This is a genomic window from Nonomuraea sp. NBC_00507 (assembly GCF_036013525.1).
GTDB lineage: Bacteria > Actinomycetota > Actinomycetes > Streptosporangiales > Streptosporangiaceae > Nonomuraea.
Genome location: NZ_CP107853.1, coordinates 10,655,945 through 10,677,057 on the forward strand (window position 1 = coordinate 10,655,945; position 21,113 = coordinate 10,677,057).

The window sequence follows — 21,113 nt, forward strand, 5'->3', positions numbered from 1 at the left end:
TCAGAACCCCATCAGATTGGGCGTGATCTTGGTGTAGCCGTGGTCGGCCATGTGCAGGTCGATGGGCACGGCGGCCAGCTCGTCCACGTGCGGTACGGCGTGGGGGTCGCGGCCGAGGTCGACGTCGATGAGGTAGCCGCGGCAGGTCTCGCACGATTCGGCGCTGAGGTGAGGGAACAACGCGTCGCCCGCGGCGATCCCCCGGCCGACCCGCGGTTCCTCGCCGCCGGACGTCGCGGCTTCTGCGTGGACGGTGCGTTTGCCGGTCTCACCGCACTGGGGGCAGGTGGTGGCGGAGAAGCTCCACTCGTGGGCGCAGCGCGCGCATTGCAGCATGCGGCGGCCGCTGACGAGCGGGTCGTCTCCGGCCGTGCGGTAGCTGAGCTGCGGCGCCCCGCCACACGCGGGACAGCGCCCCGCTTCGTGGGCGGGCGGCGTGGCGAGTGGGACGACACGTAGCGTGGCGCGCGCGAGGTAGCGCTCGATGGGCGTCAACTCCTCGCCCGCGAGCCAGGCGTGCAGCAGGCCGCCGCCGCCCGAGCCCGTGGCCGTCCCGGGCGGTCCGTTGGGGGCGGTGGGCGGGCCGGCGCGCGAGGCCGGGGCCAGGAGGCCGTTGCCGACGGCGATGCGGACCGCGGCCGCCAGGAGCGGGGGGCCGTGAGCGGCGGTCGCCTCGATGACGCGGGGCAGCACGTGCACGTGCGCCCACTCCACGGCCCCATCGGACGGGACGCGGTCGCCCACCGACTCCCACGTCTCCACCAGCGCCAGGTACAGCCCGAACACCTCGGCCGCGTGCGGATACCGCTCGCGCAGCTCCCCCGCCCGTGCCCGGTCCCTGGCGAACATCAGAGCTTCTCGATGTTCACCAGGAACGCCTTGTACTCCGGCGTCCGCGCGCTCGCATCCCCCACGAACGGGGTGAGGGCGTTGGCCAGCCAGTGCTGCCCGGTGTTGATGCCCACGAACCCCCAGTGGATGGGGATGCCGATCTGGTAGACCCTGCGGCCGTCGATGTCGAGCGGCCCGAGCCGGCTGGTCACCACCGCCCGCACCTCGAGCTTGCCGCGCCGGGACGACACCCGCACCCGGTCACCCGTCGAGATGCCCTTCTCGCGCGCCAGCGCGGCCGGCACCTCGACGAACGCCTCCGGCTGCAGCTGGACCAGGTGCTCGACGTTCTGGGTGACGTAGTGCTCGTGCTCGGTCAGCCGGTACGAGGTCGCCACATACGGATAGTCGGCCACCGTGCCGAACCGGTTGGGCCGCCCGGCCCGCTCGTCGTACCTGAAGGCCACCGGCGTCGCCGACACCTGCGGGTGCAGCGGATTGGCGATGGGCGACTCGATGGGCTCGTAGTGCTCGGGGAACGGCCCGTCCGCCACCGCGTTGCTGAACAGGCGGCCCACGCCCTCACCCGTCATGATGAAGGGCAGCGGCGCGTCAGGGCCGGGCCCTGACGTCGGCGGGTAGTCGGGCACGTCGCCCACCCACTTGCCGTTCTCCCAGGCTATGCCGGGGCGCGACGGGTCCCACGGCCGCCCGCTCTCATCGGCGGAGGCGCGGTTGTAGAGGACGCGGCGGTTGGCGGGCCAGCTCCACGCCCAGTTCGGGTAGAAGCCCATGCCGCTGGGGTCGTTCTTGGCCGGGTCCTGCACGCCGTCGCGCCGCTTGGCCAGGTTGCCCTCCTCCGGGTAGTGGCCGGTGTAGATCCAGTCACCCGCGCTGGTGGTGCCGTCGTCCTTGAGGTCGACGAAGGTGGACAGGCGTTTGCCGGTCCGCAGGTCGCGGCCGTTGATCTCCTGCGCGATCTCGTCCAGCTCGGGTTTGCGCGGGTTGGCGTACGGCAGCGCCATCTTCAGCACGGGGTCGGGGAACTTCCCGCCCTGGGCCTCGTACAGGTCCCTGACCCGCAGGAACAGCTCGGCGAGTATCCAGTGGTCGTGCCGGGCCTCACCCTCCGGCGGCAGCACCTGGTCCTTCCACTGCACCCAGCGGCCGCTGTTGGTGAACGAGCCGTCCTTCTCGATCCAGTGGGTGGCGGGGAGCATGAACACCTCGGTCTGGATCTTCGCCGGGTCCATGCCGGGGGCCTGCCAGAACTCGGAGCTGGTGGTGGCGAACGGGTCCATCACGCACAGCCACTTGAGGTTCGTCAGGGCCTGGATCACCTGGTTGGAGTCGGGGCCGATGCTGGTCGCCGTCATCCCGGACAACATGATGCCCTGCATCTTGCCGCGCAGCGCCTGGTCGAAGATCGAGATCCAGGAGGCGTTGGCGGCGGGCTTGGGCAGGTAGTCGAAGGCGAACTCGTTGTCCTTCGTGGCGGCGTCGCCGTACCAGGCTTTGAGGAGGCTGACGAGGTAGCGGCGGTAGTTCTCGCCGAAGAAGTTCACCGCCCTGGGGTGCAGCTTGACGCTGGCGCTCTCGCCCAGGTAGGCGTTGATGTCCTCCTGACCCGGGGCAGGGATGCGGAGGTAGCCGGGCAGGATGTCCCAGGAGATGGCGTGGTCGGTGTTGCCCTGGATGTTGGCGTGGCCGCGTTCGGCGTTCATGCCGCCGCCGGGGCGGCCCATGTTGCCGAGCAGCAGTTGCAGGAGGGCACCCGAGCGGATGAGCTGCACGCCGGTGGTGTGGTGGGTGAGGCCGACGGCGTACACGATGGTCATGACCTTGTCCGGGCGGCCCATCTCGCCGACCTGCCTGGCCACCTGGAGGAACTGCTCGCGCGGGATGCCGGTGATGCGGGCGACGGTGTCGGGGTCGTAGCGCTGGTAGTGGGCGCGCAGCAGGTTGAGCACCGAGCGCGGGTGGTCGAGGTCGACCCTGGCGTGGCCCTCGTCATCGGTCTCGTACGCCCAGAGCTTGGTGTTGTAGACGCCCTGCTCCTGGTCGAAGCCGTTGAACATGCCGTCATGGAAGGCGTACCCGTCCTTGACCACGAAGCCGGCGTTGGTGGCCCACCTGACGTAGTCGTCGTGATAGAGCCGATTCGTCAGCACATAGTTGATGAGGCCGCCGAAGTAGGCCACGTCGGTGCCGGTCCGAATCCTGATATACGTGTCCGCGACCGCCGAGGTCCGCGTGAACCGCGGATCCGCATGGATGATCTTCGCGCCTCGGTCGAGCTTGGCCCGCATGAGCCAGCGGAAGCCCACCGGGTGGGCTTCGGCCGGGTTGGCGCCGTTGACGAGGATCAGATCGGCGTGCCTGATGTCACGCCAATGATTGGTCATGGCCCCTCGGCCGAACGTGGCAGCCAAACTGACCACCGTGGGACCGTGTCAAACACGGGCCTGTTGTTCGAGGTGAACCAGGCCCAACCCCCTCATCAGCTTCGTGGCGAGATAACCCTCTTCCGAGCTGAACGCCGCCCCGCCGGCGAAGGCGACGCCCTCGCAGCGGTTGACGACGTTGCCGTCGGCGTCCTGGGTGACGAACGTGGCGTCACGCGAGGCCTTGATGTTCCTGGCGAGCCGGTCGAGCGCGAACTCCCAGGAGACCTGCTTCCACTCCGCCGCTCCCGGCGCGCGGTAGAGCGGGTGCGGCACCCGCCTGCGCGAGATGGCCAGCTGCAGCGACGTCGCGCCCTTCGGGCACAGCGTGCCCTCGTTGACCGGGCTGTCCGGGTCGCCCTCGATCTGCAGCAGCTCCGTCTTGCCGTTCGCGGCCTTCTTGGTGTGGGCGATGAGCGAGCACCCGACCGCGCAGTACGGGCAGAGCGAGTGCGAGAGGGTTGCCCCTTCGATGCGCAGCCGCTGCTTGACCCTGATCGACTCGGTCAGGTCGAATCCCAGGGCGGAGCCGCCGAGCACCCCTGCCGGTCCGATGCTCAGGAACTGCCGCCGGCTGACCTCCATGGCCGGAACTCCCCTCAGCTGAAGCTTTGGGTACCAACCTTTTGTTCACCGTATGATCTGACTCCCTGTGCGTCTAGCCCTGGGCCAGTTGAAGGTCGTGGCGGCCGCCCGGATCCTCGGGGTTGCGCAAAAGGTCGAGCAGTCTCGCATCGGCCGGCACCAGCACGCCGTGATCGCCGCGTTCGGCCGCCAGGCGCAGCGTCTCCCGCCAGGCGGCCCGCCCGGGCGGCACGGCGACGGACACCCACCGCCCTGCCCCGTCCTCTTCGTACGTGCCGTCGCCGCTGTGCCGCACGCGGCTCTCCCCGTCCGCCTCGGCACCGGCGATGAGAGTGAGCCGTCCGCGGCTCAACCGCTCCACCGTCGCCAGCACCTGCGGCGCGGGAGTGGGGGGCACGGCCACGACCAGGATCGATCGGTAGGTCAGCGCGGCGAGCGCGGCGGTCAGCGTGAGCGGATCGAGTGACGGCGCCGCACCGTGCTCCACCCACAGGGCGTCGGCCCCGGCCGCCTCGAACGCCACCGCGTCGGACAGCCACTCCCCCGGATCGTCCGACGGCCTCGGCAGCACGACCCCGACCTTCACCCGCTCAGTCATCGTGCCGCTCCCTGTCCACGACGACCCTCAGCCGGTCGTCGATCCTGCGGGTGAGATGGAGCCTGTCGAGGTGCTCCAGCAGCGGGATCACGACCCGCCGGTTGGTCTGGAGCGCGGCCCGCGCGTCGCTCGCCGTGAACGGCTGCGGCAGCTTCGCCAGCAGCCGTACCGCCTCAGTGTCGGCGCCGGGCAGGAGCACCACACCGTCGGCGAGGCGCAACACCAGTCCGGCCCGCGCGGCCAGCGCGACCGCCCGCCTGCCGAGGCCGAGCTCGGGCAGCCGCGCCGCCTCCGGCGCGAGGTACGGCGCCCCGGCCAGCTCGGCACGCAACCGCTCGACGGCGCCGACGACGTCCGCCGGCACGCCCTCGCCGTCGATGCGGCCATCGGACACGTGCAGCGGCGGGCAGCTCTCGACCAGCGCCTCGACCAGGTCCCGCGCCGGGAGGCCGAGCGCGGTGCGCGCGGCGTCCACCGGGATGCCCGGCTGTTCGGCCACAACCGCCCTGAGCCGCTCCGCCAGGCTCGCCCACGACGCGGGGTCGACCATCCAGTCACCGGCGCCGGGCACGTCGAGCCCGCCCGGATCGCACCCCATCGCGGCCAGCTCGGACCGCCGCACCACCCCGCGCCAGCCCAGCACGGTGGCCGCATCGGGCACCCGGCTCGCCGGCTCACGTGCCTGGCCGCCGTGGTGCTCGGGGACGGCGAAGGGCGCGAGCTCCGCGGCGGGGACGGCGAAAGGCGCGAGCTCCGCGGCCCGTTCCGCGGCCGCGCCTCGGCGGCGCAGCTCCGGTGGCCGCACGTCGAGCACCAGCACGCTCGTGATCGGCCGTCCTGAACAGCGCAGCAGGGCCCGGTCACCGACACGCAGCGGGAGCGCCGGCGCCAGTGTCAGCCGCGCGGCCCTCGTGCGATCGGAGAAGGGGCGGATGCGTACCGGCACGGAGGCCGACCCCATGTGCAGGACGGCCTCACGCGGCGGCGGCCAGCCGTCCAGTCGCGCGTCCACCACGCCGGTCTCGATCCAGGCGTCGGGCGTGAGCAGCGTCGTGCCGCGGAGCACGCGGTCGCGTTCGACGCCGCGCAGGTTGACCGCGACGCGGGCGGTGGCCGTGACCTCGTCCACCGGCTCGCCCGTGACCTGCACCGCCTTGACCCGTACCCGTTCGCCGTCCAGGACGAGGGTGTCACCGGCCCGCAGCGTGCCGGCGGCGAGCGTGCCGGTGACCACCGTGCCCGCGCCCGTGATCGTGAAGGCCCGGTCGATCCACAGCCGCACCGGCGCCCGGGGGTCGGGCGGCGGAAGGGAGGAGACCAGCAGGTCGAGCCCGCGGCGCAGGTCGTCGAGCCCTTCGCCCGTGGCGCCACTCACCGTGACGACGGGCCAGGAGGGGATCCGCTCGCGGGCCTCCTCCACCGCCAGCGCGGGATCCATGAGGTCGCACCGGGTGACCACCAGCAGGCCCCGCTCCACGCCGAGCGCCTCGATCGCCTCCCAGTGCTCCTGGGACTGGGCCTGCCAGCCCTGGTCGGCGGCCAGGACGAACATCACGGCCGGCACCGGGCCCAGCCCGGCCAGCATGTTCGTGACGAACCGCTCGTGCCCCGGCACGTCCACGAAGGCCAGGCGGCGGCCCGACGGCAGCGTGGTCCAGGCGAAGCCGAGGTCGATGGTCATGCCGCGGCGGCGTTCCTCGGCCCACCGGTCGGGTTCGATGCCGGTGAGCGCGCGGACCAGCGTGGACTTGCCGTGGTCGACGTGCCCGGCCGTAGAGATCACGTACATGCGCGCACCGCCTCCGTCAGCTCCTCGTCCAGTTCGGGCGGCACGGAGCGCAGGTCGAGGAGGAGCCGGCCGCCTGCCACCCGGCCGACCACGGCGGGGGCGCCCAGGCGGAGCGGGAGCGCCAGCCGTTCGGGCAGGGCGAGCGCGACGCTCGGCAACTCGTGGCCGGGTGCTCCCCCGCCGCCCACGACGGCCACGCTCTCGACCACCTCACACGCCACCCGCTCCGCCCCGCCTGGCTCGCGCCCATCGTGCCGATCGCCCGTGCACAGGAGCGCGGCCAGGCGGTGGGCACGGCGGCGTAGCCGGTCGAGGTCGGCGTGCAGCGCGAGCCGTACCGGTGGGTCCGAGCGGAGCGTCGCCTCCAGGGCGGCAAGGGTCAGCTTGTCCACGCGCAAGGCGCGAGCGAGCGGATGGCGGCGCAGGCGCCGCACCAGGTCGGCGCGGCCCAGGATCAGCCCTGCCTGCGGCCCGCCGAGCAGCTTGTCGCCGCTGGCCGTCACCAGCGCGGCGCCATCGCGCAGCGCCGTGCCGACGTCGGGCTCGTCCGGGAGCAGCGGATCCGGGGCGAGCAGCCCCGAGCCGACGTCGACCACCACGGGCACCGGCAGCGTGCTCAGCTCGGCGACCGAGGCGGCGGCGGTGAAGCCCTCGACGCGGAAGTTGGACGGGTGGACCTTCAGCACGAACCCGGTTCCGTCGCCGATGGCGTCGGCGTAGTCGCGGGCATGGGTGCGGTTGGTGGTCCCGACCTCGCGCAGCCGAGCGCCCGTGGATTCGAGCAGGTCGGGGAGGCGGAATCCGTCCCCGATCTCCACCATCTCGCCGCGGCTGACGACGATCTCCCGCCCGGCCGCCAGCGCGGTCGCCGCCAGCACCAGCGCCGCCGCGTTGTTGTTGACGACGTGCACGTCCTCCGCGTCAGGAACGGCCGCCGCCAGCGCGGCCAGCGCAGCCCGCCCGCGCCGCGCCCGCTCCCCCGTCACCAGGTCGAACTCGACGTCCGTGCACCCGGCCACCGTGCTCATCGCCTCGACGGCGGCGGGCGAGAGCGGAGCCCGGCCCAGGTTGGTGTGCACGAGCACACCCGTGGCGTTGATCACCCGGCGGGGGCCGTCGGTCAAGGCGGACACGGTGGCCGCGACGACGTCCTCCGGTGCGATCCGGCCCTCCCTGGCCCGCTGCTGCGCGGCGACAACCGCGGCCTTGGCGACGGCCCGGCCTGCGCCCCTGGCCGCCTCGACCACCCGGGGGTCGGCCAGGACGGTGTCGGTACGCGGGATCCGGCGGCGCGGATCATCGCCCATGGCGGCCTCGTGTCCTTGGGGAAACTGGAACGGAGGCGCACGGGAATCGAACCCGCCGACGACGCCGCGCGCCGTCCACCGGTTTTGAAGACCGGGGTGCACACCAGAACACAAGCGCCTCCAAGGTCAATATTTCACGATATGACCCGTCCAGGTGACGGAGGACTTCAGGATCGTGCCACCTCCGTGAAGGAAGGCAGCCGTTCACCGGCCGGGCCTGCCGGGTTACGTTGGGGAGAGCCTCCCACCGAGACCTGCGAAGGACGTGGTGCCCGTGCTTTACCTCTTCGGCTTCGAGCGGATCGGCGTGGCCGTGAGCGACATCTACTTCGTCGACCCCGACCCGATCCCGGGGCAGGAGAGCGCCGAGCGAGGCGTGCGGCTGGAGATCCGCCGGCTCGAGTCCGGCGAGTTGAAGGGCTCCATCTACTCGGCCCGGCCGATCACCGTGGATCGGCCGCTCTGGCGCATCGACCTGCTGGAGTCGGTCGACAGCCCGCCGGGGAGCTTCAATCGCACCCATCATCACCCGTCCATCGACGGGTGGGAGCCGGGGCCGCGGGTGTTCGACACGGAGTTGTCCGGGGAGCCGTTGAAGTGGCTGAGTGAGCGGCTGGCCGATCTGGAGGGGGTACTGGAGGAGGTCGGATTCGACCGGAGCGAGGTGTCGCCGGCGGATGTGGCGGGGCTGCGTGACCGGGCTCCGGAGATCGTCGACACCGTCGGCCGGCTGCTGGAGCGCATCCGTGCCGGGGAACTGGGCACCCCGCCGGACGCCGGGTCCGCCACCAGCATGCGGGTCAGCTGGCTCTGACCCCGGGCCACGGCACGGAAGGCCGCCTAGATCCCCTCGGCCAGCTTCACCACGGCGCGGATCAGCTCGTCGCCGGTCAGCATGGACAGATCGTTGTGCCCCGCCCCGGTCATCTCCACGGTCGTCACCCGGCCCCCGGCCGCCTCGGCTACCGCCCTGCTCAGCCGCGCCGGCACGATCGTGTCGCGGGTGCCGTACACGACCACCGTGGGCGCCCGCACGGCCGCGATCCGCTCCGACACCGGGTATCGATCCCGCAGCAGCAGCCGCACCGGCAGGAACGGGTAGTTGGCCTGCCCCGCCGCCGCCAGGTCGGTGAAGGGCGAGCGCAGCACCAGCCCCTGGGGCGGCTGCTCCAGCGCCAGCCGGGTCACCACCCCGGCGCCCAGGCTCTCGCCGAAGTAGATCACCCGCGCGTCTCCGAGGAACGCGCGGGCGGCGCGGACGTCGAGGTGCAGCCCCTCCTCGGTCGGAGTGCCCGGGTTGCCGCCGTAGCCGCGGTAGTCCATGAGCAGCACCGGTAGCCCGTGCGCCGCCAGTGCCCTGGCCAGCGGCGCACGGTGCAGCCGGTTGCCCGCGTTCCCGCCCGCGATCAGCACGGTCACGTCGCGGTCGCCGGGCACGTACCAGGCGCCCAGGCGCAGCCCGTCGCCCGTCGTGAGCGAGACGTCCCGCGCGCCCGGGATGACCTTCCCGGCCGGCGGCACAGTGGACCGGTCAGGCAGGTAGATCAGCTGCCGCTGGAACAACCACAGCAGTCCGAGCAGCAGGAACACCACCGCGACGATCACAAGAGCGGTCCGCGTCAGCGACGTCACGCAACAAACGGTACGCCTGCCCGGGTGCCGGGGGCTCGTCCTACGACACGACCGCGCCTGCCTGCCTGGGGCTCGTCCTACGACACGACCGCGCCCGCCTGGACGACGTGGCGGATGTGCTTCGGGTCGGCCAGCACGCCGATGTCCTCCAAGGGGTCGCCGTCGAGGACCAGTAGGTCGGCGTGCGCGCCGACCGCCAGCGTGCCGATCTCGCCTGTCATCCCGGCCAGCTCGGCCGCGCCGGCCGTGGCGGCCCGCAGCACGTCGATCGGCTCCTGCACCTCCCGTCGCAGGCGGAACTCGTGGTTCTGGTGCCGCTGCATGCCGCCGAGCAGGTCCGTCCCGTACGCCAGCCGCACCCCGCCCCGCGCGGCCCGCTCCAGCGCGACCAACCCGGCCTCGAGCACCTCGTCGACCTTGCGCCAGCTCGACTCAGAAAGCCCGAACGCCCGGCCCTCCTCCTTCAACGCCCAGTACGTCACTAGCGTCGGCACCAGGAACGCGTCGTGCTCGCGGAACAACTCCACGCTGCGGTCGTCGATCAGGTTGCCGTGCTCGATGGAGCGCACCCCGGCCTCCAGGGCCCGGTTGACGGCGCGGGCGGTGTAGGCGTGCGCGGCCACATACCGGTTGGCGGCCCCGGCCTCCTCGACGGCCGCGCGCAGCTCCTCCATCGAGTATTGGGTCGAGTCGATGCGATCGGTCGGCGAGGCCACCCCGCCGGACGCCATGACCTTGATGTGGTGGGCGCCCTTGCGCAGCTCGTCGCGGGCGGCCACGCGGACCGCGTCGACCCCGTCCGCGACCCGCCCTACGCCCGCGCAACACGGGTGGTCGTCGCTCACGTGCTCGCCGCGGCCGCGGAAGTCGGCGTGGCCGCCGGTCTGGCTCAGCCCTTTGCCGCAGAACAGCAGCCGCGGCCCCCGGATCAGCCCTTCCGCCTGCGCTTCGGCCAGCCCGTGGTCGGCGCCGGACACGTCGCGGACCGTGGTGAAGCCGCGGCCGAGCATTTCGCCCATGATTCTGGCGCTGTGCGCGGCCACGTACGACGGGGACATGCGGCCGAGCGCACCGAGGTCCGCGGTCAGGGCCGTGACGTGCACGTGCGCGTCGATCAGCCCGGGCACGACGTACGCGCCCGCCACGTCGAGCACCCGCACGTCCGACGGTGCCCGCAGCCCGGGACCCGCCTCGACGACGCGGCCGTCCGCGCACCGCAGGTCCCCCTCGGCGTACTCACCCGAGTCGACGTCCAGCACCAAGGCGTTGCGCAGCAGCAGGTTCATCGCGCACCCCCGCGCAGGGCAGGCGCCGCGAGCAGCGCAAGGGACTCGGCCACGGCGACCGACTCCTCGTCGTAGGCGCCCTCGGCGTCGAGGATGTTGAGCACGCCCAGCACCTCGCCCTCGTCGACCACCGGCACGTTGATGATGGCCCCGCAGCCCAGGCCCTCGATCAGCTCATGATCGGCGAACACCTCTCGCACCGCCGCCCGGTCCGGCCCGAAGAACGGCTTGCGTCCCTCGATGCACGTGGCCAGCCAGCCCTGCGCGACCTCCACGGTCTTCTCCCCGCCGACGGGATATTCAGCGGGATGGCTCGTGTGGACGCGGCGCAGCGCCCGCCGTTCCGGCACCCAGGCCAGCACGGTGAAGAGCCGCACGCCCAGTTCCTTCCGCACTCGTGACTCCAGTTCCTCCAGCACGGTCACTGGGCACCCTCCTTGGCCGGCTCGGTCAGCTCTTCCAGCGATCGCCCGGCCGTGGACAGGCCGAACACCACCACGCAGATGACGCCCGCCACCAGGACCGCCGTGGTCAGCCCGAACACCCCCGCGAAGCCCAGGCTGGCGGCGGACAGGCCGATGATCGTCGGCGCGAGGATGCTGCCCACCCGCCCGAACGCACTCGACAGCCCGGTCCCCGTGGCGCGGATCCAGGTGGGGAACACCTCGGGCGTGTAGGAGTAGACGCCCGCGTACGTGCCGTTGAGGAAGAACGACAACACCGCGCCCGCCAGCGTGATCGTGACCGGCGAGTCCATCTGCGACAGCCAGAACGCGCTGACCGCGGACCCGGACAGGTAGAGCGCGATCGTGTTCTTGCGGTCCAGCCGCTCCGACAACCAGGCCGCCGAGAAGTAGCCGGGGACCTGCGCCAGGTAAATGATGATCGAGAACTCGAAGCTCTTCGTCACCGTGATGCCGCGCTGCACGAGCAGCGTCGGAATCCAGGAGAAGAACCCGTAGTACGAGAACGTGATCACGAACCAGATCAGCCAGATGACGGCGGTCCGCTTGGCCATGACCGGGCTCCACAGGTAGCGCAGCGCGCTGAGCAGGTTCACCTTGGGAGTGCTGGTCGCGGGCGGCGTGGCGGACTCGGGCACCGGCGGCAGCGGATGGCCCGTGGCCCGCTCGACGCGGCGTTCGAGGTCGGACACCACCGCCTCGGCCTCGTCCACCCGGCCGTGTTGCAGCAGGAACCGCGGTGACTCCGGCAATGATCGGCGCCACCACAACAACATCACGATCGGCAGCGCGGTGATCACCTGCGCCACCCGCCAGCCGTCCTCCATCGTCGGCACCACGAACCGCCCGATCAACGCGGCCATGACGAACCCGAAGGAGAAGAACCCGGCCAGCGCGCCGATGAACCACCCACGCCGGTTGGCCGGCACGAACTCCGAGAGGAACGGCGCGATGATCGCACTCTCCGCGCCCGCGCCGGCTCCGGCCAGCACCCGGCTCGCCAGGAACACCTCGTAGTTGGGCGCGAACGCGGCGACCACGGAGAAGACGGCATAGAACGCGAGCGCGTACATCATGACCTTCTTGCGGCCGATGCGGTCGCCGAGCAGCCCGGCGGTGGCCGCGCCGAAGAGGAACCCGAACGGGGTCGCGGACCCGATCAGACCCAGCTGGCCGTTGTTCAGGCCCCAGGCTTCCTGCGCGCTCGGCAGCAGGAAGGCGACCACGGCCGAGTCCATGCCGTCGAACGTGTAGCCGAGGCCGCCGATCAGAAGGAGGAGGTAGTGCGGCCGGCTCAGGGGGAGCCGGTCCAGCCGGGCCAACAAGGTCATCGAACACACCCTTTCGACCGATTTCGAAGCAACATACAGTGCAGATTCCACGATCTGCAATAATCTTTGCAATGTGTTACGAGCACGTAGCATGTTTCCGGCCTGCAGCTCTGCCCGAGAGAAGGATGCGTTGACCGACAGCTTCGAGGACTGGCTCGGCGCCCGGACGCCGGAGCGCGGCCTGCGCGGCAAGGCGGCCGCGGTGCTCCAGGTGCTGCTGTCGCAGCCGCGGCGCGCGTCGTTCGGATCGGCGGCGGAGCTGGCCCAGGTCGCGGGCGTCAACGTGGCGACCGTGACCCGCACGGCGCAGGCGCTCGGGTTCGCCGGCTGGCCGGCGCTCCAGCAGGAGTTGCGGGCCCGCTACCTGTCCTCGCTCAGCGCGGGCCAGGTCGCCGCCGAGCACCGCGGCACCGGCTCGCCCAGCTCCCGCTCGCTCCGCCGCGACCTCGACAGCCTCGCCCTGCTCAACCGGCGGGTGGACGAGGCGGTGCTGCTCACGATCGCCGAGGCGGTGGCCACCGCCCGGCGCACGGTGATCCTCGCCGAGGGCAGTTACGCCGCCGTCGGCCTGGCCCTGGCGCACAACGCCGGCCTCGCGGGCTACCCCGTCACGGCGGTGACCACGGGCGACGCCGAGCTGGCCAACACGATGGCCACCATGCGCTCCGGCGACGTGCTGATCGCCATCAGCTTCTGGCGCCTGTACGAGAACACCGTGCTGGCCGCCAACGAGGCCCGCTCGCGTGGGGTGCGGGTGTTCGCGCTGACGGACGCGGCCAGCCCCGCCCTGGCGAGCGCGGCGGAGGAGGTGGTCATGGTGCCGGCCGAGGGTGAGGCGTTCTTCCCCTCGCTGACGGCCGGGATGGCGGTCGCGCAGGCACTGGTCACGCAGCTGGCGGCCGTGGATCCGGCCCGTACGGGCGCTTCGATCGAGGCGGCGGAGGCCATGTGGGCGAAGTTCGACCTCCTCCACCGCCGCCCCACCGGCAGGCCCTAGAATTCCCGCGTGCCGGTGAACGGGTTACGGATTGCCGCAGGCGTCGTCGCCGCAGCGGGTTTACTGGTCGCGGGGTTTCTGGTGCTCCGCGACGGCGGGGACGAGCAGCGGCCGGTCCGCGATCGTTTGCCGATCCAGCCCACGGTCGTGGGCAAGAGCGTGCTGGTGGACGTCTCCGGCGCTGTCTTGGAGGAGTTCAACGGCGACTGCGTGAGCAGCCGGGTCTCCTATCTGTGCCTGCGGGTGCGCGACGAGCTGCTCGCGGCGGACGAGCACTTGCCGGCGCGCGGCGGCCTGACCATCAGGACGACGGTCGACCGGCGGCTGCAGCAGTCCGCCCAGCAGGCCATCGACCGTCGCGTGCGATCGGACGACAAGCCGCTCGCCGCGCTGGCCATGGTGGTCCCGGGCACGGGTGACATCAGGGCGATGGCCACCAACCGCCCGCTGGTCGACAAGGTGGGCGCGCTCGCCTACCAGCAGGGGTCCACGGCGATGGTCTACACGCTGGCCGCCGCGCTGGAAAGCGGGCTGCGCTTCGAGGACGGCTTCCCCTATGCGGCCGCATACCGCGCGCCCTCGTACAGCGCGTTCAAGAACTGCAAGGGGGAGAATGTCGCCGAGCCCGCTCATTCGGTCTTCAACGCGAAACGGGATCACAGCGACTTCACGACCCTGCGGTCGGGCACCTGGGCCGCCGAGAACACGTTCTTCCTCCGGCTGACGGAAGAGGTCGGCCTGTGCGAGAGCGTGACCATGGCCCGTCGGCTCGGCCTGGCCCGCGCGGACGGGCACAAAGTGATGGAGTTCGAGACCTTCTCACTGGGCGTCAACGAGGTGGACCCGGTGACGGCCGCCGGCACCTATGCCACACTCGCCGCCCGCGGCAAGCACTGCGAGCCCAGGGCGGTCGCCGAGGTCAGCGACGGTTCGAAGGTCCTGCGGTCCTTTCCTCCACGCTGCCGCGACGTGCTGGACCCGGCGGTCGCGGACGCGGTGACGAACGTGCTCGCGGACGGGCTGGCCCGCAGTCCGCTCAAGGGCCTCGGCCGGGACGCGGCGGGCATGGCGGGCGCCTCCGACAGCTACACCGCGGCCTGGTACGCCGGATACACCCCTGACCTGGCCTCCGCTGTCGCGCTCGGCGTCCCTGGCAGGGGCGCGTTCGACCAGAGGCTGGTCGACGTCACCCTCGGCGGCCGCCGCTACGAACGCGTGGAGGGCACGTCGATCCCCGCCCCCATCTGGAAGGAGTCCATGACGGCGGCGCTGAGCGGCCTCCCGGGGACGGCGTTCACGAAAGCCGACACGGCACGGTTCGGCGGCTGCCGCGACAGGTGCGCGAACTGAGCCGGAGAGTACGATGAGCGCGTGGATCGTACTCACCATCCTGGGTACACTCCCGCGACCGAGACCCGGCGACTCATAGCTCACGGACTGCCGAAGGTTCTGCCGGAGACTCTCGGCGGACGGCACCGTTTCTCGCCGCTGTCCCTCTACGTGGGCGACCGACTCGCCGCGACGGCCTTCGCCCGGCTCGACGACGTCGGACTGTTCTGGCTCGACGTCTGGATCCTGTCGCAGAGCCGCGGCGGCCGCTGGACCCTGCGTGACGGCACCAGCACCGCCGCGGGACCCGCCGACGACCTGCTGGCCCCGAGCCCGGCGGCCGCCCTGCTCAACGGGCACGGCCGGGCGGACGGCACGGTCCGTTCCGACATCAACGCGGGCCGGTGGTTTCCGTGGCCGGCCAGGTGGGTGGCGTACGGCGTCGTGCGGTTGTCGGCGGAGGTGGGCGCCGTCAGGCTCGAGGGCCGGACCATCATGGTCCCGGAGCACGGCCTGCAGGCGCTGGCGTGGGCGCCGAGCCATAAGAAGGAGACCAGCGTGGAGCTGCTCGACCAGAAGGGCGAGCCGATCTGCGCCCTGCCCCTCACGGAGCCGGGGGGAGGAGGGACTCCAGCTCGGTGACCGCGTGTTCGCGGTGGATGTTGAGCATGGCGACGGCCTCGTCGGCGGCGCGCCGGCGCAGGGCGTCAAGGGTGGCGCGATGTTCCTTGATCACTCGCTCCCGGTTGCCGGCGTCTCCGTAGTACATCGACCGGTAGGCGTCCGTCGTGTCCCACAGCGTCCTGATCAGGCGGGCCAGCCGCGGCATGCCGGCGCAGTCGAACACCGTCATGTGGAACAGGCGATTGGCGGTGGCCATGGCCAGGACGTCGCCTGCCTCGGCGGCCTGCTCGACCTCGTCCTGGGCCGCCTCGAGCCGGTCGAGGTCGGCGTCGGTGAGGCGGTCGACGGCGCGCCGCACGGCCTCCTCTTCCAACAGCTCGCGGATGCGATAGACCTCGCGCAGGTCGTCGAGCGAGAGCGTCGCGACGCAATAGCCCTTGTGAGCCTTGTAGGTGACCAGGCCCTCGCCCTCGAGCGTCTTGAGCGCCTCGCGCAGCGGGACGCGGCTGACCTGGAGCTCCTCTGCCAGGGCGTCCTGCCGGATCGGCATGCCGGGGCGCAGGCGGCCGGTCGTGATGGCGCGGCGCAGCTCGCCCAGCACGAACTGCTGGGCCGTCGGCGGCCTGCGTCGTGCTTCGTCCGGGCTCACGGCCCCAATATCTCACGAAGCCATCCCTGGTCCTCACCGAGAGCGGGGGGCGGGCGGCGGTAGGAGGGCGGGGTGGCACTGAGCCGGATGGGGTTGGCCACCTGTCCCACGCCGCCCACCTCCACGGCGGGCTCCAGGCCGAGGTCCTCGGCGAGGGCGAAGGCCGCGGCCAGGTCGTTGATCGGTCCGCAGGGCACCCCGGCGGCGGTGAGCAGCTCGAACCACTCATCGGCCGGACGTTCCCCGAGCGCGGCGTTCAGCTCGGCGACCAGCGCCTCGCGGGCGGCGACCCGGGCGGCGTTGGTGGCGTAGCGGGTGTCCCGCGCGAGGTCCTCGCGGCCCAGCGTCGCGCAGAGGGCCTGGAACAGCCGGTCGTTGCCGGCCGCGATCACCAGCGGGCGGTCGGCGGTCTCGAACACCTCGTACGGGACGATGCTCGGATGCCGGTTGCCCATGGCCCGCGGCACGACTCCGGCCGCCGCGTAGGCGGAGGAATGGTTGGTGAGCGCGGACAGGAGCGAGGACAGGAGGGAGACTTCGACGCGCTGGCCCTCGCCGCGACCCGGCGGCTGCCCGCCGCCGTCGAGGACGCGGCCGCCCTGGCCGGTCCGGTCGCGGTGGTGCAGGGCGGCCAGGATGCCGAGGGCGGCGTGCAGGCCGGTGATCACGTCCACCAGCGCCACGCCCGCCTTCGTCCCCGGCCCGCCGGGCTCGCCGGTGACGCTCATCAGCCCGCCCACCGCCTGCGCGATCAGGTCATACCCGGGCAGCCCGGCCCCCGCCCCCGACCCGAACCCGGTGATCGAGCAGTAGATGAGCCCCGGGTTCAGCTCGCGCAGCGCGTCGTACCCGAGCCCGAGCCGCTCCATCGTCCCCGGCCGGAAGTTCTCCACGAGCACGTCCGCGCGGGCCGCCAGGGCCCGCGCCACCTCCACGTCGGCCCGCAGGTCGAGCGCGATCGAGCGCTTGTTGCGGTTGACCCCGAGGAAGTACGTGGCCTCGCCCCCGGGCCCGTACGGCGGCCCCCAGGCGCGGGTGTCGTCCCCGGAGCCGGGCCGCTCCACCTTGACCACGTCGGCCCCGAGGTCGGCCAGCAGCATGGTGGCGTAGGGCCCGGCCAGCACCCGGCTGAAATCGGCCACCAGCAGCCCCGACAGCGCCGCTGTCACGCCGGCGCCCAGAGATTGAGAACGTCCATGGTCAACGCACCCTAACTGTGCCATATTGGATTTTCAATATTGGATCCAAAATAGGAGGCCGTCACGATGATCGCCCCGACCGCGCTGTTCGCCCTGGACACGCTGCTCACCGACGAGGAACGCGAGATCAGGACCACGGTCAGGAAGGTGTGCGACCGCGAGATCCGGCCGCACGTCGCCGGGTGGTTCGACAGCGGCGAGCTGCCGGCCCGCGAGCTGGCCCGCGCCCTCGGCGAGGTCGGCGTGCTCGGCATGCACCTGGAGGGGTACGGCTGCGCCGGCCTCGGCGCGGTCGCGTACGGGCTGGCCTGCCTGGAGCTGGAGGCGGCCGACTCGGGCCTGCGCAGCCTGGTGTCGGTGCAGGGCTCGCTCGCGATGTACGCGATCTGGAAGTACGGCAGCGAGGAGCAGAAGCAGGAGTGGCTGCCCGCGATGGCGGGCGGCGAGCGCATCGGCTGCTTCGGCCTGACCGAGCCGGACTTCGGCTCCGACCCGGGCGGCATGCGGACCACGGCCAAGCGCGAGGGCGGCGACTGGGTGCTCAACGGCACCAAGATGTGGATCACCAACGGCTCGGTCGCGGACGTGGCCGTGGTGTGGGCGCGCACGGACGAGGGGATCAGGGGGTTCCTGGTCCCGGCGGGCACGCCGGGCTTCACCGCCCACGACATCAAGCGCAAGGTGTCGCTGCGCGCGAGCGTGACGAGCGAACTGGTGCTGGACGGGGTGAGGCTCCCTGACGCGGCCATGCTGCCGGGCGCGCGCGGCCTGTCCGGGCCGCTGGGCTGCCTGAACGAGGCCAGGTTCGGGATCGTGTTCGGCGCGATGGGGGCGGCGCTCGACTGCCTGGAGACGGCCATCGCCTACGCGGGCGACCGCGAGGTGTTCGCCAGGCCGCTGACGTCGTACCAGCTCACCCAGGAGAAGCTCGCCGACATGGCGCTGGAGCTGGGCAAGGGCCTGCTGCTCGCGGTGCACCTCGGGCGGCTGAAGGAGGCGGGCACGCTCACGCCCGAGCAGGTGAGCGCCGGCAAGCTGAACAACGTGCGCGAGGCCCTGGAGATCGCCAGGACCTGCCGCACGTTGCTCGGCGCGAGCGGCATCACCCTCGAATACCCGGTGATCAGGCACGCCGTGAACCTCGAGTCGGTCCTGACCTACGAGGGCACCTCGGAGATCCACACGCTGGTCCTGGGCAAGGCGCTGACCGGGATCCCCGCCTTCCACTGAGCCGAGTCCAAGGCCGGCTCAGAAGGTCTGCCAGGTCTCCTCCGTGACCTGGCAGGGGCCGCCCTTGTGCACCCGCAGCCGCCCGGCGGGCACGTCGAGCGCGATCGTGGCGACGGTCTCCCACCGCTGATTGATCGGCTGCGTCAGGTCGGGGTGGGCGCAGACGGGCGCCTCGGGGCCGTGACTGAGCATGGCCAGCGCCCGCGTGGTGTGGTCGTCGCTGCTCAGGCCCTCGGTGTTGGCCTCCAGGTGCTGGAGCCTGGCGTAGGTGCTGGGCCGGTCGGTGGCGTGCCGCTCCCCCGCCGCAAGGTGGGAGTTGAGGAAGTGGTTGCAGTGTTGCAGCACGCCGCTCTCGGGCTCGATGACGCCGACCCCGGCCGGGGAGATCTCGATCGAGGCGGCGTCGTCCGAGGTCACGGCGGTGATGACGGTGGAGGCGGAAACCTGCGCGGAGTAGGCGACGGCAATGGCGTCCTCGACGGTGGCGGCGTCTTCCAGGATCCTGCGGGCGATCAGGTGCACCGGCACGCCGAGATCGTCGTTGTCGGACTCGTGGCGCAGGATGTTGAAGTGGATGCCGAGCCCGGCGGTGTTGACCCCGATCTTGGCCAGCGCCCCGGCCTCCGTGAAGGTGCGCACCACGTGCCCCGGACTGCTCTCCAGCTCCCACAACATGGGCGCGTCACGCAGATGGTCGTGCCAGTCCCAGGTCTGCACCGTACGGGGCCCCGGCAGCACGACGGACGTGGAGCACTCCCCCTCACCGACCGCGTCGATGGCGGCCAGGATCTCGGTGCGGGCGTTGACCACGGCCACCTGCCACGGCTCCAGCCCGGCGCCGGACGCGATCCCGGCGATCTCCTCCGCCAAGTGCGGCGCCCAGTCGGCGGCGCGGTCGAGTGCCTGCTCGCCCCACGTCCGGACCTGCGTGGCGGTGGCGCCCGCGACGGCGAACAAGTCGGAGTAGCCGGCGAGGTTGGCGACGATCGCCTCCCGCCGGTGTGTGCCGAGCTCTTTGCCGCGGGCGCGGGGATCGATCTGCGTCGAGGTGAAGTCGGGGAAACTCATGAACCACCCACTACCCCAGGTAACAGCGCTGCGAACCTGTCCCTCGACGCACGACGCCGCACATAGCGCCCCTCCCGCCGCACACGGCGCCGACCGCCGGACGCGCGAGGGTCGTCCGGCGGGCGGCTGGCTCCGTGTTCAGCCGGGGGTCCGGTGATCGGAGCGCTCCCGTCGAGGACGGTATCTGACTGCATAAATCCGCACAAATACCGGATCCATGTCAACGCCCATCTGTGCTGCCGCCGATCCCCCTCCAATGGGGGCGAGCAGCGGAAACGACCTCCCGGCGCCTGTGTGAGACCGGTGAAAGTTTCGACGATCGCGACCGAAAAACTGAGATTGTCATCCGATGTCGCCGGTTTCGACGAATAGGTCAAACGACATAGACGCCGACCAAGGACTGACACAGGGTGAAATTCACATCGCGGCGTCAAAGGAGGGAGAAATCATGTCAACCCCGGCTGTCGTTGAGCGCTCCGGCTCCAGCGGCCTGGGTGACGTCGTCGAGCTCATTCTCGACAAAGGGCTCGTGATCGACGCATTCGTTCAGGTTTCACTGATCGGCATAGAAGTCCTCACCATCCAGGCGCGGGTCGTAATGGCCAGCGTCGAAACGTACCTGCGGTACGCGCAGGCCATCGAACGGCTCGACATCCGCGGAGAGGAGATCTCCGTCGACGTACGCCACGGAGCTCTTCCCCTCGGCCCAACCGCGCAGAAGGAGACGCAGGTCGTCGTCAAAGGCGTGACCGTCGAGACGGATGGTGAAAAGTCATGACGAGCAAGTACATATACGGCGTCACCCACAGCACCACAACCCTCCCGGCTCCGGTGACCGGGATCGGCGGCGCGCCCGTGACGCTGGTGACGCACGACCGGTGCGGCGCCCTGGTCAGCGACCTGCCGGCGGACCGCCCGCTCGGCACCCGCGACGACCTGCTCTCCCACGAGCGGGTGCTGGAGGACCTGGCCCGCCGTCGCGTCCCCGTGCTGCCGTTCCGCTTCGGCGCGGCCATGACGGGACCGCAGGAGATCTCCGAGGAGTTGCTCGCCGCCAATCAGGACGCGTTCCTCGCGGACCTGGAGCAGATCCGGGGGCGGGTCGAGCTGGTCGTGAAGGGCCGGTACGAGAACGACTCCGCCTACCTGGAGGTGCTGCGCGAGGAGCCCGCGGTGCTCGAGCTGCGGGAGCGGATCCGCGGGGTGCCCGAAGAGTCCAGCTACGACGAGCGCCTGCGACTCGGCGAGGTCATCGCCCGGGCCATGGCCCGCAAACAGGCCGGCGACAGCGATCGGCTGACGGCCGCGCTGTCCCCGTACGCCGAGCAGGTGGCACCGCGCCCGCCCGCCAGGGAGGACGAGGTGGCGAACCTGGCGTTCCTGGTCGAGCAGGGGCAGGAGGACGGGTTCGAGCAGGCGATCGAGGAGCTCGGCCGGCAGTGGGCGGGCCGCGTGCGGCTGCGCCTCGTCGGCCCGTTGCCTCCGTACGACTTCGTGGGCTCGCTGCAAGGGCGGCAGTCGTGATCACCAAGCTGGTGACATGGCCGCTCGCGCCCGCGTTCGCGGTTATCCGGATGGCGGAGTTCCTGTGCGACCGCGCGGAGGAACAGCTCTACGACCCGGTCCGGATCAGGCGCGAGCTGGAGGACGTGGCAGCCGACCTGGCCGCCGGTGAGATCTCCGAGGAGGAGGCGGCCGCGCGGGAGGAGGAGCTGCTGGACCGGCTGCTGCGGGCGCCGAGGAGGTGAGG

Annotated in this window: 21 protein-coding genes and 1 tRNA gene; 8 read left to right on the plus strand and 14 right to left on the minus strand. The window is 71.6% G+C overall.

The genetic code is table 11. The features are described 5' to 3' along the window. From OHA25_RS50970 to OHA25_RS51000, 7 genes are all read right to left on the minus strand, one after another. Nucleotides 1-849 carry a formate dehydrogenase accessory protein FdhE domain-containing protein gene (locus OHA25_RS50970; protein WP_327584070.1) on the minus strand — a complete coding sequence of 283 codons (849 nt, stop codon included), beginning with the start codon at nucleotides 847-849 and terminating at the stop codon, nucleotides 1-3. Further along, nucleotides 849-3,272, minus strand: a complete 2,424-nt coding sequence (gene fdnG, locus OHA25_RS50975; RefSeq protein ID WP_327584071.1) for a formate dehydrogenase-N subunit alpha — start codon at nucleotides 3,270-3,272, stop codon at nucleotides 849-851. Before fdnG ends, OHA25_RS50970 begins: the two co-directional genes overlap by 1 nt. 12 nt (nucleotides 3,273-3,284) lie before the next feature. After that, on the minus strand, nucleotides 3,285-3,860 hold the full coding sequence (locus tag OHA25_RS50980; protein WP_305915768.1) for a hypothetical protein: 576 nt from the start codon (nucleotides 3,858-3,860) through the stop codon (nucleotides 3,285-3,287). A 73-nt stretch (nucleotides 3,861-3,933) separates the two neighbouring features. Continuing rightward, nucleotides 3,934-4,458, minus strand: coding sequence for an LLM class flavin-dependent oxidoreductase (locus OHA25_RS50985; RefSeq protein WP_327584072.1), 525 nt, complete (start codon nucleotides 4,456-4,458; stop codon nucleotides 3,934-3,936). Beyond that, nucleotides 4,451-6,247, minus strand: coding sequence for a selenocysteine-specific translation elongation factor (selB, locus tag OHA25_RS50990; RefSeq protein ID WP_327584073.1), 1,797 nt, complete (start codon nucleotides 6,245-6,247; stop codon nucleotides 4,451-4,453). Before selB ends, OHA25_RS50985 begins: the two co-directional genes overlap by 8 nt. Further along, nucleotides 6,238-7,554 carry an L-seryl-tRNA(Sec) selenium transferase gene (selA, locus tag OHA25_RS50995; protein WP_327584074.1) on the minus strand — a complete coding sequence of 439 codons (1,317 nt, stop codon included), beginning with the start codon at nucleotides 7,552-7,554 and terminating at the stop codon, nucleotides 6,238-6,240. Before selA ends, selB begins: the two co-directional genes overlap by 10 nt. A 25-nt stretch (nucleotides 7,555-7,579) precedes the next feature. Further along, nucleotides 7,580-7,676, minus strand: a tRNA-Sec gene (locus tag OHA25_RS51000). Between the two features lie 146 nt (nucleotides 7,677-7,822). Between OHA25_RS51000 and OHA25_RS51005 the strand changes: the two genes are divergently transcribed. Next, complete coding sequence (locus OHA25_RS51005; protein WP_327584075.1) at nucleotides 7,823-8,368, plus strand: hypothetical protein; 546 nt, start codon at nucleotides 7,823-7,825, stop codon at nucleotides 8,366-8,368. Between the two features lie 26 nt (nucleotides 8,369-8,394). Here the strand turns inward: OHA25_RS51005 and OHA25_RS51010 are convergent, their stop codons facing one another. The 4 genes from OHA25_RS51010 to OHA25_RS51025 form a co-directional block, all read right to left on the minus strand. Beyond that, nucleotides 8,395-9,186, minus strand: coding sequence for an alpha/beta hydrolase (locus OHA25_RS51010; protein ID WP_327584076.1), 792 nt, complete (start codon nucleotides 9,184-9,186; stop codon nucleotides 8,395-8,397). 77 nt (nucleotides 9,187-9,263) lie between these two features. Then, nucleotides 9,264-10,472: a metal-dependent hydrolase family protein gene (locus OHA25_RS51015; protein WP_327584077.1), complete on the minus strand. Its 1,209-nt coding sequence runs from the start codon at nucleotides 10,470-10,472 to the stop codon at nucleotides 9,264-9,266. Continuing rightward, nucleotides 10,469-10,897: a GAF domain-containing protein gene (locus tag OHA25_RS51020; RefSeq protein ID WP_327584078.1), complete on the minus strand. Its 429-nt coding sequence runs from the start codon at nucleotides 10,895-10,897 to the stop codon at nucleotides 10,469-10,471. The genes OHA25_RS51015 and OHA25_RS51020 overlap by 4 nt, the downstream gene beginning before the upstream one ends. Beyond that, a complete protein-coding gene (locus OHA25_RS51025; RefSeq protein WP_327584079.1) occupies nucleotides 10,894-12,267 on the minus strand; it encodes an MFS transporter in 1,374 nt (457 codons plus the stop codon). Before OHA25_RS51025 ends, OHA25_RS51020 begins: the two co-directional genes overlap by 4 nt. A 130-nt stretch (nucleotides 12,268-12,397) precedes the next feature. On the opposite strand from OHA25_RS51025, the gene OHA25_RS51030 reads away from it, so the two are divergent. Genes OHA25_RS51030 through OHA25_RS51040 form a run of 3 tightly spaced genes read left to right on the plus strand, consistent with a single transcriptional unit; the run spans nucleotide 12,398 to nucleotide 15,235 of the window. Next, nucleotides 12,398-13,264, plus strand: coding sequence for a MurR/RpiR family transcriptional regulator (locus OHA25_RS51030; RefSeq protein ID WP_327584080.1), 867 nt, complete (start codon nucleotides 12,398-12,400; stop codon nucleotides 13,262-13,264). Between the two features lie 9 nt (nucleotides 13,265-13,273). After that, a complete protein-coding gene (locus OHA25_RS51035) occupies nucleotides 13,274-14,614 on the plus strand; it encodes a hypothetical protein (RefSeq protein ID WP_327584081.1) in 1,341 nt (446 codons plus the stop codon). A 21-nt stretch (nucleotides 14,615-14,635) separates the two neighbouring features. Next, entirely contained in the window at nucleotides 14,636-15,235 is a 600-nt protein-coding gene (locus OHA25_RS51040; protein WP_327584082.1) for a hypothetical protein, read from the plus strand. Here OHA25_RS51040 and OHA25_RS51045 read toward each other — a convergent pair. Both OHA25_RS51045 and OHA25_RS51050 read right to left on the minus strand, forming a co-directional pair. Then, entirely contained in the window at nucleotides 15,198-15,866 is a 669-nt protein-coding gene (locus OHA25_RS51045) for a GntR family transcriptional regulator (protein ID WP_327584083.1), read from the minus strand. The genes OHA25_RS51040 and OHA25_RS51045 overlap by 38 nt on opposite strands. After that, complete coding sequence (locus tag OHA25_RS51050) at nucleotides 15,863-17,035, minus strand: CaiB/BaiF CoA transferase family protein (protein WP_327584084.1); 1,173 nt, start codon at nucleotides 17,033-17,035, stop codon at nucleotides 15,863-15,865. The genes OHA25_RS51045 and OHA25_RS51050 overlap by 4 nt, the downstream gene beginning before the upstream one ends. Before the next feature lie 96 nt (nucleotides 17,036-17,131). On the opposite strand from OHA25_RS51050, the gene OHA25_RS51055 reads away from it, so the two are divergent. Further along, the gene (locus OHA25_RS51055) at nucleotides 17,132-18,295 is read left to right on the plus strand and encodes an acyl-CoA dehydrogenase family protein (RefSeq protein ID WP_327584085.1); all 1,164 of its coding nucleotides are present in this window, start codon (nucleotides 17,132-17,134) and stop codon (nucleotides 18,293-18,295) included. A gap of 18 nt (nucleotides 18,296-18,313) precedes the next feature. Here OHA25_RS51055 and OHA25_RS51060 read toward each other — a convergent pair whose 3' ends face one another. Then, nucleotides 18,314-19,363, minus strand: coding sequence for a C45 family peptidase (locus OHA25_RS51060; protein ID WP_327584086.1), 1,050 nt, complete (start codon nucleotides 19,361-19,363; stop codon nucleotides 18,314-18,316). 349 nt (nucleotides 19,364-19,712) lie between these two features. Here OHA25_RS51060 and gvpJ point away from each other — a divergent pair, with 349 nt between their 5' ends. The 3 genes from gvpJ to OHA25_RS51075 are packed head-to-tail and all read left to right on the plus strand — an operon-like array spanning nucleotide 19,713 to nucleotide 21,111. After that, nucleotides 19,713-20,141 carry a gas vesicle protein GvpJ gene (gvpJ, locus tag OHA25_RS51065; RefSeq protein WP_327584087.1) on the plus strand — a complete coding sequence of 143 codons (429 nt, stop codon included), beginning with the start codon at nucleotides 19,713-19,715 and terminating at the stop codon, nucleotides 20,139-20,141. Then, nucleotides 20,138-20,887 carry a GvpL/GvpF family gas vesicle protein gene (locus OHA25_RS51070; protein ID WP_327584088.1) on the plus strand — a complete coding sequence of 250 codons (750 nt, stop codon included), beginning with the start codon at nucleotides 20,138-20,140 and terminating at the stop codon, nucleotides 20,885-20,887. Before gvpJ ends, OHA25_RS51070 begins: the two co-directional genes overlap by 4 nt. Further along, nucleotides 20,884-21,111 (plus strand): gas vesicle protein GvpG, encoded by a 228-nt coding sequence (locus tag OHA25_RS51075; RefSeq protein ID WP_327584089.1) that lies wholly within the window; start codon nucleotides 20,884-20,886, stop codon nucleotides 21,109-21,111. The genes OHA25_RS51070 and OHA25_RS51075 overlap by 4 nt, the downstream gene beginning before the upstream one ends. The last annotated feature ends 2 nt before the right edge of the window (nucleotides 21,112-21,113 follow it).

Bases quoted from the DNA above. Each gene is read 5' to 3' on its own strand.
- OHA25_RS50970 (WP_327584070.1), bottom strand. From the start codon at position 849: ATGTTCGCCAGGGACCGGGCACGGGCGGGGGAGCTGCGCGAGCGGTAT.
- OHA25_RS50980 (WP_305915768.1), bottom strand. From the start codon at position 3,860: ATGGAGGTCAGCCGGCGGCAGTTCCTGAGCATCGGACCGGCAGGGGTG.
- OHA25_RS50985 (WP_327584072.1), bottom strand. From the start codon at position 4,458: ATGACTGAGCGGGTGAAGGTCGGGGTCGTGCTGCCGAGGCCGTCGGAC.
- selB (WP_327584073.1), bottom strand. From the start codon at position 6,247: ATGTACGTGATCTCTACGGCCGGGCACGTCGACCACGGCAAGTCCACG.
- selA (WP_327584074.1), bottom strand. From the start codon at position 7,554: ATGGGCGATGATCCGCGCCGCCGGATCCCGCGTACCGACACCGTCCTG.
- OHA25_RS51015 (WP_327584077.1), bottom strand. From the start codon at position 10,472: ATGAACCTGCTGCTGCGCAACGCCTTGGTGCTGGACGTCGACTCGGGT.
- OHA25_RS51025 (WP_327584079.1), bottom strand. From the start codon at position 12,267: ATGACCTTGTTGGCCCGGCTGGACCGGCTCCCCCTGAGCCGGCCGCAC.
- OHA25_RS51055 (WP_327584085.1), top strand. From the start codon at position 17,132: ATGATCGCCCCGACCGCGCTGTTCGCCCTGGACACGCTGCTCACCGAC.
- OHA25_RS51060 (WP_327584086.1), bottom strand. From the start codon at position 19,363: ATGAGTTTCCCCGACTTCACCTCGACGCAGATCGATCCCCGCGCCCGC.
- gvpJ (WP_327584087.1), top strand. From the start codon at position 19,713: ATGTCGCCGGTTTCGACGAATAGGTCAAACGACATAGACGCCGACCAA.
- OHA25_RS51070 (WP_327584088.1), top strand. From the start codon at position 20,138: ATGACGAGCAAGTACATATACGGCGTCACCCACAGCACCACAACCCTC.